The sequence below is a fragment of the Cellulomonas sp. Leaf395 genome, assembly GCF_001424125.1.
In the GTDB taxonomy this organism is placed as follows: Bacteria; Actinomycetota; Actinomycetes; order Actinomycetales; family Cellulomonadaceae; genus Cellulomonas.
The window spans coordinates 524,483-537,544 of the sequence record NZ_LMQI01000001.1; the positions used below are offsets into that span (position 1 = coordinate 524,483).

Annotated in this window: 11 protein-coding genes; 8 read left to right on the forward strand and 3 right to left on the reverse strand. The window is 72.5% G+C overall.

The genetic code is table 11. The annotated features are described in order from the left end of the window. Position 1: 1 nt before the first annotated feature. The 3 genes from ASG23_RS02490 to ASG23_RS19760 are packed head-to-tail and all read left to right on the forward strand — an operon-like array spanning position 2 to position 4,701. Positions 2 to 1,009 (forward strand): DUF3027 domain-containing protein, encoded by a 1,008-nt coding sequence (locus ASG23_RS02490; protein WP_056019545.1) that lies wholly within the window; start codon positions 2 to 4, stop codon positions 1,007 to 1,009. Then, positions 1,006 to 4,035, forward strand: a complete 3,030-nt coding sequence (locus ASG23_RS02495; protein ID WP_056019549.1) for an ATP-binding protein — start codon at positions 1,006 to 1,008, stop codon at positions 4,033 to 4,035. Before ASG23_RS02490 ends, ASG23_RS02495 begins: the two co-directional genes overlap by 4 nt. Before the next feature lie 9 nt (positions 4,036 to 4,044). Beyond that, complete coding sequence (locus ASG23_RS19760; RefSeq protein ID WP_157465483.1) at positions 4,045 to 4,701, forward strand: CAP domain-containing protein; 657 nt, start codon at positions 4,045 to 4,047, stop codon at positions 4,699 to 4,701. Positions 4,702 to 4,717: 16 nt separating this feature from the next. Here ASG23_RS19760 and ASG23_RS02505 read toward each other — a convergent pair whose 3' ends face one another. Then, entirely contained in the window at positions 4,718 to 4,963 is a 246-nt protein-coding gene (locus ASG23_RS02505) for a DUF2530 domain-containing protein (protein WP_056019553.1), read from the reverse strand. 93 nt (positions 4,964 to 5,056) lie between these two features. Here ASG23_RS02505 and ASG23_RS02510 point away from each other — a divergent pair, with 93 nt between their 5' ends. Beyond that, the gene (locus ASG23_RS02510; protein ID WP_056019557.1) at positions 5,057 to 6,556 is read left to right on the forward strand and encodes an NCS2 family permease; all 1,500 of its coding nucleotides are present in this window, start codon (positions 5,057 to 5,059) and stop codon (positions 6,554 to 6,556) included. A 55-nt stretch (positions 6,557 to 6,611) separates the two neighbouring features. Here the strand turns inward: ASG23_RS02510 and ASG23_RS02515 are convergent, their stop codons facing one another. Continuing rightward, positions 6,612 to 7,238, reverse strand: coding sequence for an arsenate reductase/protein-tyrosine-phosphatase family protein (locus ASG23_RS02515; RefSeq protein WP_056019560.1), 627 nt, complete (start codon positions 7,236 to 7,238; stop codon positions 6,612 to 6,614). A 190-nt stretch (positions 7,239 to 7,428) separates the two neighbouring features. On the opposite strand from ASG23_RS02515, the gene ASG23_RS02520 reads away from it, so the two are divergent. Further along, positions 7,429 to 8,754 (forward strand): UDP-glucose dehydrogenase family protein, encoded by a 1,326-nt coding sequence (locus ASG23_RS02520; protein WP_056019562.1) that lies wholly within the window; start codon positions 7,429 to 7,431, stop codon positions 8,752 to 8,754. Here ASG23_RS02520 and ASG23_RS02525 read toward each other — a convergent pair. Further along, positions 8,730 to 9,239, reverse strand: a complete 510-nt coding sequence (locus tag ASG23_RS02525; RefSeq protein ID WP_157465484.1) for a VanZ family protein — start codon at positions 9,237 to 9,239, stop codon at positions 8,730 to 8,732. The two genes, ASG23_RS02520 and ASG23_RS02525, sit on opposite strands and share 25 nt — an antisense overlap. A gap of 71 nt (positions 9,240 to 9,310) precedes the next feature. On the opposite strand from ASG23_RS02525, the gene ASG23_RS02530 reads away from it, so the two are divergent. From ASG23_RS02530 to ASG23_RS02540, 3 genes are all read left to right on the forward strand, one after another. Next, on the forward strand, positions 9,311 to 9,733 hold the full coding sequence (locus ASG23_RS02530) for a MarR family winged helix-turn-helix transcriptional regulator (RefSeq protein WP_056019575.1): 423 nt from the start codon (positions 9,311 to 9,313) through the stop codon (positions 9,731 to 9,733). Continuing rightward, complete coding sequence (locus ASG23_RS02535; RefSeq protein WP_056019578.1) at positions 9,730 to 11,058, forward strand: MFS transporter; 1,329 nt, start codon at positions 9,730 to 9,732, stop codon at positions 11,056 to 11,058. Before ASG23_RS02530 ends, ASG23_RS02535 begins: the two co-directional genes overlap by 4 nt. A gap of 81 nt (positions 11,059 to 11,139) precedes the next feature. Then, positions 11,140 to 12,957 carry a DUF4012 domain-containing protein gene (locus tag ASG23_RS02540; RefSeq protein WP_056019581.1) on the forward strand — a complete coding sequence of 606 codons (1,818 nt, stop codon included), beginning with the start codon at positions 11,140 to 11,142 and terminating at the stop codon, positions 12,955 to 12,957. The last annotated feature ends 105 nt before the right edge of the window (positions 12,958 to 13,062 follow it).

Genomic DNA, 13,062 nt, shown 5'->3' on the forward strand with positions numbered 1-13,062 from the left:
CATGCCTGCAGCAACGAAGGATGCGGTCCTCGGATCGGCCGTCGACCTGGCCCGCGAGGTCGCCGTCGGCCTTGCCGAGGACCCCTCCGACGTCGGCGAGTACCTCGGTCTGGTCGTCGAGGGTGAGCGGCTGGTGTCCCACCGGTTCGCGTCGACCGCCCGCGGCTACCGCGGCTGGGAGTGGACCGTCACGGTCGCCCGCGTGCCGCGCGGCCGCACCGCCACCGTCTGCGAGGCTGAGCTGCTGCCCGGTCCCGACGCGGTGCTCGGTCGGGCGTGGCTGCCGTGGTCGGAGCGCATCCGACCGGGCGACATCGGTCCCGGCGACGTGCTGCCCTTCAAGGCCGACGACCCGCGTCTCGAGCCCGGCTGGACCCCGACGGGGGACCCCGAGCTCGACGACGTCGCGATCGACGAGCTCGCGCTGGCCCGCGTGCGGGTGCTGTCGCCGGAGGGTCGCGACGAGGCCGCCGAGCGCTGGTACCGCGGTCCGCACGGTCCGACGAGCGCGGGGTCGCTCGCCTCGGCCGCCGCGTGCGGGAGCTGCGGGTTCCTGGTGCCGCTGCAGGGGTCGCTCGGCACCGTCTTCGGTGTCTGCGCCAACCAGTGGTCGCCCGACGACGGCGTCGTCGTCAGCGTCGACCACGGCTGCGGCGCCCACTCCGAGACCGCCGCGGAGGCCCCGCCGACCGACTGGCCGGCCGCCGACCCGCTGATCGACGAGCTCAGCCTCGAGCTGGTCCAGCTGGCACAGCCTGCCGCGGACGTCCAGCCGGAGTCGGGCCTGGCCGACGAGGCTCCGGCGGACGAGGTCGCGGCGGACGAGATCGCGACCGACGAGGCTCAGGCTCCGACGGACGAGGTCGCGACGGTCGAGGTGCCGGCAGAGGTCACCGTCACCGACGAGGACCCCGGCGCGTCCGACGCCGAGGCCACCACAGACACATCGGACGGCACCCCCTCCGACACCGCCGACGAGTCGCCGGCGCGCCCCCACCCGGAGCCGTGACCGTCGACGCCTTCGGGACGGCTGCCCTGCGCGCGGCCGTCCTGGGGGCGTGGCGGGTCTCCCCGGCTCGGTTGCGGGAGGACGCCAACACGGAGGAGGACCACGCCCGCGGCTACTACCGCGACCGTGTGATTGTCGAGCTCGCGCAGAACGCCGCGGACGCGGCCACCCGCGCGGGGGTGCCGGGTCGCCTGCTCCTGCGGCTGGCGCGCACGGAGGGCGACCGGCTGGTTCTGGTCGCCGCGAACACGGGTGCACCCCTGGACACGGACGGCGTCGCGTCGCTGGTGTCGATGCGCGCGTCGGCCAAACGGGACGACCGCCGCGCGGTCGGCCGGTTCGGGGTGGGGTTCGCCGCGGTGCGGTCGGTGTCCGACGAGATCTCCGTGCTGTCCACCTCGGGCGGTCTGCGGTTCAGCGTGGCCGATACGGCGGAGCTGCTCGCGGAGGCTGCGGAGACCAACCCTGCGCTGGCCGACGAGGTGCGCCGCCGCGACCGGTCCCTGCCGGCGCTCCGGCTCCCGTTCCCCGCGGAGGGCACCCCGCCGAGCGGGTACGACACTGCCGTGGTGCTGGAGCTGCGGGACGAGGTCGCGGCCGACGAGGTCCGCTCGCTCCTGCACGACGTGGGCGACCCGCTGCTGCTCGCCCTGCCGGGCCTGGTCGAGATCGTGCTCGACGACGACACCGGCCCGGTCCGGCGCCTGGCGGACGTCGCGGAGCGCTGGACGGTCGCGACGGGGGAGGGCGAGCTGCCCCTGGCGCTCATGGCGGACCGCCCGGTGGAGGAGCGTTCCGCCCGGGCGTGGCGGGTCACGTGGGCGCTCCCGCGCGACGGTGCGGAGCTGGCTCGCGCGGAGCATGTGGTGCACGCGCCGACGCCGACCGACGAACCGTGCACGGTGCCCGCCCTGCTCGTCGCGACCTTTCCGCTGGACCCCTCCCGCCGGCACGTCGCGCAGGGCCCGCTCACCGAGGCGGTGCTGGACCATGCGGCCGACGTCTACTCGCGCCTGGCACACGACCGCGCGGCCGCAGGTCAGGACGCGCTCGCGCTCGTCCCGATGGGGCTCGCCGCGGGCGCGCTCGACGCGACGTTGCGGGACCGCATCGTCGACCGCCTGACCCGCACGCCGTTGCTCGTCCCCGCCGCGCCCGACGACGACAGCGTTCTCGTCGTCCCCGAGCGGGCCGTGGCTCTGGCCGGCTCCTCGGTGCACGACGCCGGTGCGCTGGTCGCCCTGGGCAGGCGCGTCGCGGCCCTGGTGGTCCTGCCGGCCGGGCGCGAGTCGCAGGCGCGGGCGGTCGGCGTCGAGATCCGCTCGCTGGCCGACGTGGTCGAGGATCTCCCGACGGTCGGCGACGGCGGCTGGTTCGAGCTCTACGACGCCCTCGCGCTCCTGGCCGCCGACCCGCAGTCGCGCGAGGCACTCGGGGCCGTCCCGGTCCCGCTGGCCGACGGTCGTGTGGTGCGGGGTGCGCGCGGCACCGTCGTGCTGGACCCCGACCTCGTGGCGCGCGTGGGCGAGCGGACGTTGGAGACGCTGGGCCGCTGGGGCGTCCGCGTGGTCGACCCCGCAGCGGCGCACCCCGTGCTGGAGCGGCTGGGTGCGCAGTCCCTCGACGCCGTGGGAGTGCTCGCCCAGGACACCGTCCGACGTGCCGTCCTCGACCTCGCCGACGACGACAGTGAGACCGACGACGTCGTCGACACGCTCCTCGCCCTCGTCGGCGCCGCGGACGGCAGCCCGCTGCCGAGCGACGCGCTGCCCTGGCTCGGCCTCCTCCCGCTCCCGGCCGCCGACGGGGACCGCACCCCCGCGGACAGCCTGGTCCTGCCCGGCTCGCCCGCGGCGCAGCTGCTCGACGACCGGGTGCTGGGCACCGTGTCCGCCGACGCGGTGGACCGGTGGGGTGCGCAGACCCTCACCGCGGTCGGGGTGCGTGCTGACCTGGTCCTGGTCCGAGTCCCGGACGTCCTCGCGGACCCAGCCTCGCTGCGGGACGGCGCGACGGACTCGGCGACGCTGGCCGCACAGTCGCTGGACGGCTGGGACGAGTACCTCACGCACCTGGGAGAGCGGCTCGGCGGCGGGACGTACGTGGGGGAGGTCGTGGCCGTCGCGGACCTGGACGCGGTCGACCCGGAGGCGTGGCCGAGGGTGCTCGGTCGCATCGCGGGGGACCCGGATCTGCGTCGCGCGCTCGTCGACCCGGTGCGCGGCGAGTCGTCGGCCGTCGCGCCCTCGTACACGTCGTGGTGGCTGCGCGAGCGGTCGGAGCTGGGCCTCGGCCGGCCGTTCGCCGTCGGGGACCGGCTGGGCGCGCTCCTTCCCGCCGCGCCGGACGCCGTCGCCCCCCTGGACGCCTCGGTGCAGCGCGCGCTCGGCGGGGTGGCCTCGCTGGAGGAGCTGGACGGCACCGGGTGGACGCAGCTGCTCGACGGGTGGGGCCCGATCGGGGTGTCGGTCGACCCGGAGCTCGCCGTCGCCGTGTGGCGGTCGATGGCTCCCGACGAGCCGCCGGAGCGGCTGCCCGCGATCGTGGGACCCGGTCGCGTGGCCGTCGTGCACGCCGAGGACGCCGCCGTCGCGGACCACCCGATGTGGTACCAGCGCACCGACGTCGCCGCGCTCGTGCCCGGCACGGAGGCCACCGCCGCACTCCTCGACCTCCCGATCGCCGGCGACCTGGCCGACGGTGCGGTGACGCCGGGTGGCGAGGTCGACGACGTCCCCGCCGGCGTGCGCACCCTGCTCCCGGACGCTCCGACGACGTGGGTGCAGCACGACGACCTGCTGGTCGACGGCGCACCCGTCGACTGGTGGGTCGAGGACTCCGTCGTGCACGCCGTGCACCTCGCCGGCCTCGCGGCGGGGCTCGCGCAGGCGGCCGGCCGGTGGGACCTGCGCTACGCGGTGGAGGTCCTGCTCACGGCTCCGGACCGGGCTGCGGAGATCGCGCTGGACGTGGTCGAGGGGAGCCGCCCCGACGGGAGACTGTCCGATCCGTCCGGAACCAGATAGCGTCCGGACGTGCACCCGTTCCCCGCCGTCCCGGACAGCCGCCCAAGTCGGCGCACGGTGCGGGCGTCGAAGCCTCGGCGGCACTGGCCCCGCAGGGCTTCCCTTGCGCTGGTCTGCACGTTCGTCCTGGTCGCGGTCCCGTTGGCACTGAGTCCGACCACCGACCAGCCCCACATCCCCGACGCCTTCGAGCTGGCCGCCTCGCGCGACGGCGACGTCTCTTCTCGGTCGGGTGGCCGGACGTCGGGCTCCCCGACGGCCGCAGCGCCGGTCGCGTCGGAACCCGCCTCCGACCCGGTGGACGCCGGGCCGACGATGGTCGAGGAGATCGTCACCCGCACCAACGAGGAGCGAGCCGCGGCCGGCCTGCCGGCGCTGGCCGTCTCCGAGTGCGCCGCGCAGCAGGCGGTCGCCCGCACGGCGCTCCTGGCCGCCGAGGACCGGTTCGAGCACGACCCCCTCGAACCGGTGCTCGAGGCCTGCGCGGTCCGTGCCGTGGGCGAGAACCTGGCCCTCGGCTACCCGACCGCCCTGGCTGTGGTCGCCGGCTGGATGGGGTCCGAGGGCCACCGCAACAACATCCTCAGCGCGAAGTACACGCAGATCGGCGTCGGCTGCACCGAGGGACCTCGCGGCATCCTGTGCGCTCAGGTGTTCGTGGCCTGAGCGCGGTGCCGCGGCGTCAGTGCCGGCGGACGCTGTGGCGTCGTGCCCAGCCCATGCCGAGCAGCCCGAGCACCACCCCGGTCGCGCAGACCCACGCGGGCGTCCACGACGCGTCGTCGCCGGCCCACGCCAGCACCACGGCGACCACGAACGCGACCGCCCAGACGCCCGTGCCGACAAGCATCACCCGTCCCAGGTCGACGTCCACCGGGGGCGGTGGGGTCCTGGTCGGGTGCAGCAGCCTGGCGATCAACGAGGGCACCGGAAGAGCCTAGTTGTCCTCACCCGGAGTGGCGTTCGACACCCGTGATCGTGCCGTCAGACGGATGAAACATCGGTCTGCAACACTGCGCGCATGTCTTCGACCCCCACCACGCAGACGGAACGTCCTGCGCCCCCGACGAACGCTGTCGACCGCTACTTCAAGATCACCGAGCGCGGCTCGACCATCGGTACCGAGATCCGTGGTGGTCTCGTCACCTTCTTCACGATGAGCTACATCATCGTGCTCAACCCGTTGATCATCGGCACCGTCCGCTCCGGTGACGGTCTGTTCCTCGGCGGGGGCGACGTCCCGAACCTGACGGCCGTCGCGGCGACCACCGCGCTCGTCGCCGGCGTGCTCACCATCCTCATGGGCGTCGTCGCCAACTTCCCGCTGGCGCTCGCCGCGGGGCTCGGCCTGAACGCCGTCGTCGCCTACTCGGTCGCTGCGCTGCCCGACATGTCGTGGCAGGACGCCATGGGCATCGTCGTGCTCGAGGGCCTGATCATCCTGCTCCTGGTGCTCACCGGGTTCCGGGCCGCGGTGTTCCGCGCGGTCCCCGGGGAGCTGAAGACGGCGATCAGCGTAGGCATCGGCCTGTTCATCGCGTTCATCGGCCTGGTCGACGCCGGCTTCGTGCGGATCCCCGCCAGCATGGCCACACCAGTGGAGCTGGGCATCGGCGGCTCGCTGGGCAGCTGGCCGCTCCTGGTGTTCGTGTTCGGGCTCATGCTCGCGATCGTCCTGATGGTCCGCAAGGTCAAGGGCGCCATCCTGATCGCGATCGTCTCGGCCACCGTGCTGGCGTTCGTCATCGAGCTCGTCGGCAACATCGGCTCGCAGAAGGACGAGACAGGTGCCGTGGTCAACCCGGGCGGCTGGGCGCTGGGCAACCCGCACTGGCCGGACGGCGGGATCTTCGCGACGCCCGACTTCTCGCTCGTCGGCCAGTTCTCGCTGTTCGGCTCCATCGAGTCCATCGGGGTCGTCGCCGTCCTGCTGCTCGTGTTCTCGCTCCTGCTCGCCGACTTCTTCGACACGATGGGCACGATGGTCGCCGTCGGCAGCGAGGCGAAGCTGCTGGACAAGGACGGCAACCCGATCGGCACGCAGAAGATCCTCGTCGTCGACTCGATCGCGGCGGCCGCCGGTGGTGCGGGCAGCGTCTCGTCGAACACCAGCTACATCGAGTCCGCGTCGGGCGTCGGTGACGGTGCTCGCACCGGTCTCGCCTCGGTCGTGACCGGCATCGCGTTCCTCCTGGCCACGTTCCTGGCCCCGCTCGTCTCCATGGTCCCGTTCGAGGCGGCCACCCCGGCGCTCATCGTGGTCGGCTTCCTCATGGTCACGCAGATCGCGGGCATCGACTGGCGGAACTGGGAGCTCGCCATCCCGGCGTTCCTCACCATCATCCTCATGCCGTTCACGTACTCGATCACCGCCGGCATCGGCGCAGGCATCATCACCTTCGTCGTCATCAAGCTGGCCCTCGGCAAGGTCCGCGACATCCACGCGTTCATGTGGATCGCGTCGGCGATGTTCCTCGTCTACTTCCTCATCGGCCCGATCAAGAGCGCGCTCGGCATCTAGTCCCGCACACGACGGAGGCCGGGTCCCGAGGAGGCCCGGCCTCTCGTGCGCCCGGTCAGCGGCGGGCGGCGGCGATGATCGTCTCGACGGCCGGCAGGAGCTGCCCGAACGACGTCTGGTACAGCGCGGCACCGCCGCCGTACGGGTCGACGACGTCGTCGTCGACCGGCCGGTGCGCCATGAGCCCGCGCCTGCTCGCAGCCAGGGGGACGAGCGCCCGCAGCCGGTCCGCCGTGGTCGCGTTGGCGCCGGGCAGCGTTGCCGGGTCGATGCTGGCGACGAGCCGCGCCAGCTCCCGCAGCGTGAACGTGCGCCGCACGGCCGCCGGGACCATCTCCACGATCGCGGAGCGGTGGCGGCGGGTCAGCGCGAGGACGAGGTCCGCCTCCGCGACCAGCTCGGGGACCAGCTGCCGTGCCTCGAAGCCCTGCGGGTCGACACCCAGCCCGGCCACCAGCGCGGCCATCTCGTCGGTCATCGGGCAGCCCGCCACGGCCCCGGTCCCGGCCGACCCGACTTCGATCGCCGGCGTCAGCCCGCCGACGGACTCGCGCCCGCGGTACGCCGCGCCCAGACCGGCAGCCAGCAGCCGCTCCGCCGCCGGCGACCGGCAGATGTTGCCGGTGCAGACGACGAGCACGCGGAACGGCTCGGGGGGGTCTGTGGGGCTCACGGGGTCCATCTTGGGGTCGGCGGGCGCGAACCATGCGTCGGTTGACCCGATCGGCGCATCGTTTCCACCCGGGGGTGCTTCCGCTCGGCGGTCCGGAACCGCGGGGCAGGGTGACCAGGTATCACCCGCACAAGGCCGGAAATGTCGCGTTCCCGACGATAGAGTCGGCGCCTTCTGACCCCACTTGGAGTGATGTCTCGTGCGCCTCTCAGTCATCGGTTGCGGATACCTCGGCGCCGTCCACGCCGCCAGCATGGCGCAGCTCGGGCACGACGTGATCGGCATCGACGTCGACGAGTACAAGGTGGAGTCCCTGCGCGCGGGCCGGGCTCCGTTCTACGAGCCGGGGCTCCCGGAGCTGCTGACCGAGGTCGGTGCGACGGGTCGGCTGACGTTCAGCACGGACATCGCGGATGCCGCCGGGGCGGACGTCCACTTCATCTGCGTGGGTACGCCGCAGGTGCACGGCGAGTTCCGGGCGGACCTGCGCTACGTGAACTCGGCGGTCGAGGCGCTGCTGCCTCATCTGCGTTCCGGCGACGTCGTCGCAGGAAAGTCCACCGTGCCGGTGGGTACCGCTGAGGCGATCGCCGAGGCGATCGAGGCGACGGGCGCGGTCCTTGTGTGGAACCCGGAGTTCCTCCGTGAGGGCTTCGCCGTCGAGGACACCCTGCACCCTGACCGACTCGTCTACGGCTTGCCGACGGACGACGACGGCGAGCCGACAGCCGACGGCAGCAAGGCTCGCTCGGTGCTCGACGAGGTCTACGCCACGCCGCTCTCCGAGGACATCCCGCTCGTCGTCACCGACTATGCGACGGCCCAGCTGGTCAAGGTGGCAGCGAACTCGTTCCTCGCCACGAAGATCTCGTTCATCAACGCGATGGCGGAGCTGTGTGAGTCGACCGGGGCAGATGTCACCCGGCTGGCGGACGCGATCGGCTATGACGCGAGAATCGGTCGCAGGTTCCTGAACGCAGGGCTCGGGTTCGGCGGCGGGTGCCTGCCCAAGGACATCCGAGCCTTCATGGCTCGAGCGGGGGAGCTCGGCGTCAGCGACGCGCTGTCCTTCCTGCGCGAGGTCGACTCCATCAACATGCGCCGCCGGGTGCGGATGGTCGACCTGGCCCGCGAGGTGTGCCACGGCTCGATCGTCGGGCGTCGCGTCGCTGTCCTCGGTGCGTCGTTCAAGCCCGACTCCGACGACGTCCGTGACTCCCCGGCGCTCTCCGTGGCGGCGCAGCTGCAGCTGCAGGGCGCCCACGTCACCGTCACAGACCCCCAGGCCATCGCCAACGCACGGGCGAAGTGGCCGGACCTACACTTCGCCGAGACCGCGCTCGAGGCCGCCAGGGATGCCGACGTCGTCCTTCTGGCTACCGAGTGGGCCGAGTACCGCGAGATCGATCCGGACGACCTCGCGTCGGTCGTGGCGCACCGCCGGATCCTCGATGGCCGCAACGTGCTGCAGCCTGCCCGCTGGCGCGCCGCGGGCTGGACCTATCGGGCGCTCGGTCGGCCCTGACGGGGCGACTTGTCTCCGCGCTCTGACGGCGTCGCGACAGGGTCTTCCTGCCTGCCGGCAGCTGAGGTGGGCTCGCGCGTGCGCGACGAGGCGAGAACCACCGCGACCCCGACGGCCGTCCCCAGCGTGTTGGCGACGAGATCGCGCACGTCGGCCACCCGGAGGGGGAGGAACAGCAGCTGCGCGACCTCGATGGCCAGCGAGGTGGCCAGGCCCAGCGCGACGACCGCCCACGGCGGCCGGCGGGGCTGGAGCAGGCTGACGAGAACCCCGAACGGCACGAACAGCGCGATGTTGGCGACGAACTCGGTGACGCTGTAGGTCAGGGCGATCCCGTGGTCGTCGAGCCAGCCCAGGATGGTGCGGACCAGGTCGAACCCGTCGTTGTCAGAGAGCTCGGGCCAGAGGGTCACGCGGGCCAGGCCGACGAGGTAGACGCCGAGAAGCACGCGAGTCACCGTCCGTGCCCGCCCGCTCACCGCCATGCGCGCCAGGGTAGGCGACGGCGGACGGGGCGAAGTGTCATTACGCAAGGTAATGATCTAGAGTAAGAACCATGCCGTCCTCCCGTGACCTCGCCGGCGAGCTCCGCATCGCCATCGGCCGCGCCTCGAGAAGGATCCGGGCGGAGCGGGGCAAGGCCGGGCTGACAGACCCGCAGTTCACGGTCCTCGCCTGGCTCACCAAGGACGGCCCGCTGACGCCGGGCCAGCTGGCCGAGCTCGAGCGCATCCAGCCGCCGAGCATGACCCGGACGGTCAACAGCCTGGTGGAGCTGGGCCTCGTCGCGAAGGCGGAGCACCCGACGGACGGCCGGCAGGTCGTCGTCAGCCTGACGGACGCCGGTGTCGCGGAGGTCGACGAGACCCGCCGCCGTCGGGACGCGTGGCTGGCGGAACGGCTCCGGGAGATGACCCAGGACGAGCGCACGCTGCTCGCCGACGCCGCCGAGCTGCTGCGGAGGATCGCCGCTTCATGAGTCCCACGTTCTCCTCGCTGAAGTTCCGGAACTACCGGCTGTGGTTCGCCGGGGCGCTGGTGGCGAACGTGGGCACCTGGATGCAGCGCGTCGCGCAGGACTGGCTGGTCCTGACCGAGCTGACCGACGAGTCCGGTGTGGCGGTCGGCATCACGACGGCCCTGCAGTTCGCGCCGGTGCTCCTGCTGTCCCCGTACGCGGGCCTGCTGGCGGACCGGGTCGACCGGCGCAAGCTCTTGATCGCCACGCAGGTGGGCCAGGGGGTGCTCGCCGCCCTGCTCGGCATCCTGGTCCTGAGCGGGCACGCGCAGCTGTGGCAGGTCTACGTGTTCGCGCTCGCTCTTGGGTGCGTCACGGCCATCGACGGACCGGTCCGGCAGACCTTCGTGGCGGAGCTGGTCCCCCAGAGCAAGCTGTCGAACGCGGTCGGCCTGAACAGCGCGTCGTTCAACGCCGCCCGTCTGGTCGGGCCGGCTGTGGCCGGACTGCTCATCGCCGCCGTCGGCACCGGCTGGGTGTTCCTCATCAACGCGGTGACGTTCTTCGCGACGATCTTCTCGCTGACCCGGATGAGGCAGTCCGAGCTGAACCCGATGCCGAGCACCCCTCGCGCCAAGGGTCAGCTGCGCGAGGGCATCGCTTACGTCCGGGGTCGCAGCGACATCCTCGTGATCATGGTCGTCGTCGGTGTCGTGTCCACGTTCGGCCTCAACTTCCAGCTGACCAGCGCCATGATGGCGCGCAGCGAGTTCGGCATGGGGGCGGGGGAGTACGGGATCCTCGGCTCGGTGCTGGCCATCGGGTCGCTGACCGGGGCGCTGCTCGCCGCGCGACGGGAACGACCCCGTGTCCGCCTGGTCATCGGCGCCGCGTTCGGGTTCGGCATCGCGACCGGCGTCATGGCGCTCATGCCGACGTACCTTGCGTTCGCGATCGCCTGCATCCCCGTCGGGTTCGCGTCGCTGACCATGATGACTGCTGCCAACGCGACCATCCAGATGAGCACCGACCCCGTGGTACGAGGCCGGGTGATGGCGCTGTACATGATGGTGTTCCTGGGCGCGAACCCCGTCGGATCGCCCATCGTCGGCTGGATCGGGCAGGCGTACGGCCCGCGCTGGGCCATCGGCATCGGGTCGATCTCCGCCCTGCTCGTCGCCACCGGAGCGGCACTGTGGGCGTGGAGGAAGTGGGACGTCACCGTGCGCTACCACGTGCGCACGCGACCCCACCTCGAGGTGCTCCACCCGGCGCTCCCGGACCGTGCAGACATCGCGTCCCGGCTCGGTGCACAGGAGGCCGCGGACCGCCAGACGGCGGCCTGACGCGGCCGACCGGGTGGATGCCCGGGTGAAGACCGCCGCGGACCATGTCGCCCCGGATGTCCGGGATGTCACCATCATCCGATGAGTGCCACCGTCGACGAGCCGCGCGCCCCTGAGGCGCACGAGCCCCTCGACGAGCCGTCCGGCATCCCCCGCCCGCCGCGCCGGATCGCGCGCCGTATCGCGTTCGGTGTCCTGGCCTTCTTCGTCCTGCTGGTCGTCGCGACCGGCTGGCTGGCGTACCGCGGGTACCAGGCCGGGACTGCGCTGCTGTCGGCGAAGGACGTCGTGCTGGACCTGCGCGGTGACGTCGACGGCGCAGACGTGCAGCAGATCGAGGCACGGCTGCCACAGGTCCAGGCCGATCTCGCCGCAGCCCGTGCGGCGACCGGTGACCCCGTGTGGCGCGCGGCGGAGCACCTGCCGTGGCTGGGGGCGAACCTCGAAGCCGTCCGCGTCGTGTCCTGGTCGCTGGACGACGTGGTGCGCGACGCGCTGCCGGCGATCGGTCGGATCGACGCCGTCCTGCGCGCCCAGGAGACACCTGGCACCGACGGCCGGATCGACCTGGCACCCCTCGTGGACGCAGCACCGGACATCGTCGCGGCCGCAGCGAGCGCCCACAGCGCGCAAGCGGCGGTGGCCGCGATCGACACGAACGCCTTGGTGACTCCGCTCGCGGGACCGGTCGGCCAGGTGCAGGACGAGCTGGCCCACGTCACAGGTGCGCTGGACGCCGGCGCCCAAGTGGCGTCACTCCTGCCGCCGATGCTGGGCGCAGACGGTCCGCGGACGTACCTGCTGGTCTCGCTCAACTCGGCGGAACTGCGCAGCGCGGGAGGGATCGCGGGCGCCTTCGCGATCCTGCGCGCCGACGACGGTGCCCTGGAGCTGACCGAGCAGCGCACCACCCTCGACCTGGTCGGCACCGACGCCTCGATCCTCCCGCTCACCGACGAAGAGCTGCGGGTCGACACCGACCGCCTCGGGCGGTGGGTGCAGAACGCCGTGATGACCCCGGACTTCCCGCGCAGCGCCGAGCTGTTGTCCGCGCGGTGGGAGCGGGACATCGGTACGCGTGTGGACGGGGTGATCGCCACCGACCCCGTCGCCGCGTCCTACCTCCTGGGTGCGACCGGCCCCGTCGTCGAGCCGGGAGGTGCACAGATCACCGCGGCGAACGTCGTGCAGGTGCTGCTCAGGGACGCGTACACCACCTACGGTGACGATTCCGCGTCGGGAGATGCGTTCTACACCGCTGTGGCGGCGACCGTCTTCCGGGCGGTCAGCTCGGGTCAGGGCGACTCGCGCGGCATCGTCGACGCGCTGGCGCGTGCGGGGGCCGAGGGTCGCGTGCGGATGTGGTCGGCGCACCCGCAGGAGCAGGAGCGGCTCGAGGGCACGAGCGTGGGCGCGGCGTTCCTGACGGGACCGTTCCCCGACGCGACGGGCGTGTTCCTCAACGACGGATCCGCCGGCAAGCTCGGCTACTACCTCACGACGACGGTGACCGTTGAGGACCTGAGGTGCACGGGCAGTGACCCGACCGCGACCGTCCGCCTCGACCTCGCCTATGACCCGCCCGCTGACCTGTCCTCCCTGCCGGAGTACGTGACCGGCACGGCGGACACCGGTCTGCCCGTCGGCGTCCTGTCGACGAACGTCAGCGTGTACGCACCGATCGGTGCCGTGCTGGAGAACCTCCGCCTGGGCGAGAGCTACGTCTCCGGGATCACGGCCACCATGGCGGGGCGCGACGTCCAGATCGTGACGTCGAACATGGCGCCTGGCGCGGCGGAGACGTACCGCGTCGAGGTTCCCGTCCGCGACGGGACGGTCTCGGTGTGGACCACGCCCACGCTTACGAGCCCCGGACTGATCACCGCGACCTGCCCGTAGCGCTGCCACCGACGAATTGTCCGAAACCGGACGAAATCACCCGTAATGCGACGTCCGATGCGACCGTGTGGGGTCCACAATAAGGACCGATATGTCCGATTATCG

Excerpts from the sequence above, each read along its gene's own strand:
- ASG23_RS02490 (WP_056019545.1), top strand. The coding sequence starts at position 2 with ATGCCTGCAGCAACGAAGGATGCGGTCCTCGGATCGGCCGTCGACCTG.
- ASG23_RS02510 (WP_056019557.1), top strand. The coding sequence starts at position 5,057 with ATGTCTTCGACCCCCACCACGCAGACGGAACGTCCTGCGCCCCCGACG.
- ASG23_RS02515 (WP_056019560.1), bottom strand. The coding sequence starts at position 7,238 with ATGGACCCCGTGAGCCCCACAGACCCCCCCGAGCCGTTCCGCGTGCTC.
- ASG23_RS02525 (WP_157465484.1), bottom strand. The coding sequence starts at position 9,239 with ATGGCGGTGAGCGGGCGGGCACGGACGGTGACTCGCGTGCTTCTCGGC.
- ASG23_RS02530 (WP_056019575.1), top strand. The coding sequence starts at position 9,311 with ATGCCGTCCTCCCGTGACCTCGCCGGCGAGCTCCGCATCGCCATCGGC.
- ASG23_RS02535 (WP_056019578.1), top strand. The coding sequence starts at position 9,730 with ATGAGTCCCACGTTCTCCTCGCTGAAGTTCCGGAACTACCGGCTGTGG.
- ASG23_RS02540 (WP_056019581.1), top strand. The coding sequence starts at position 11,140 with ATGAGTGCCACCGTCGACGAGCCGCGCGCCCCTGAGGCGCACGAGCCC.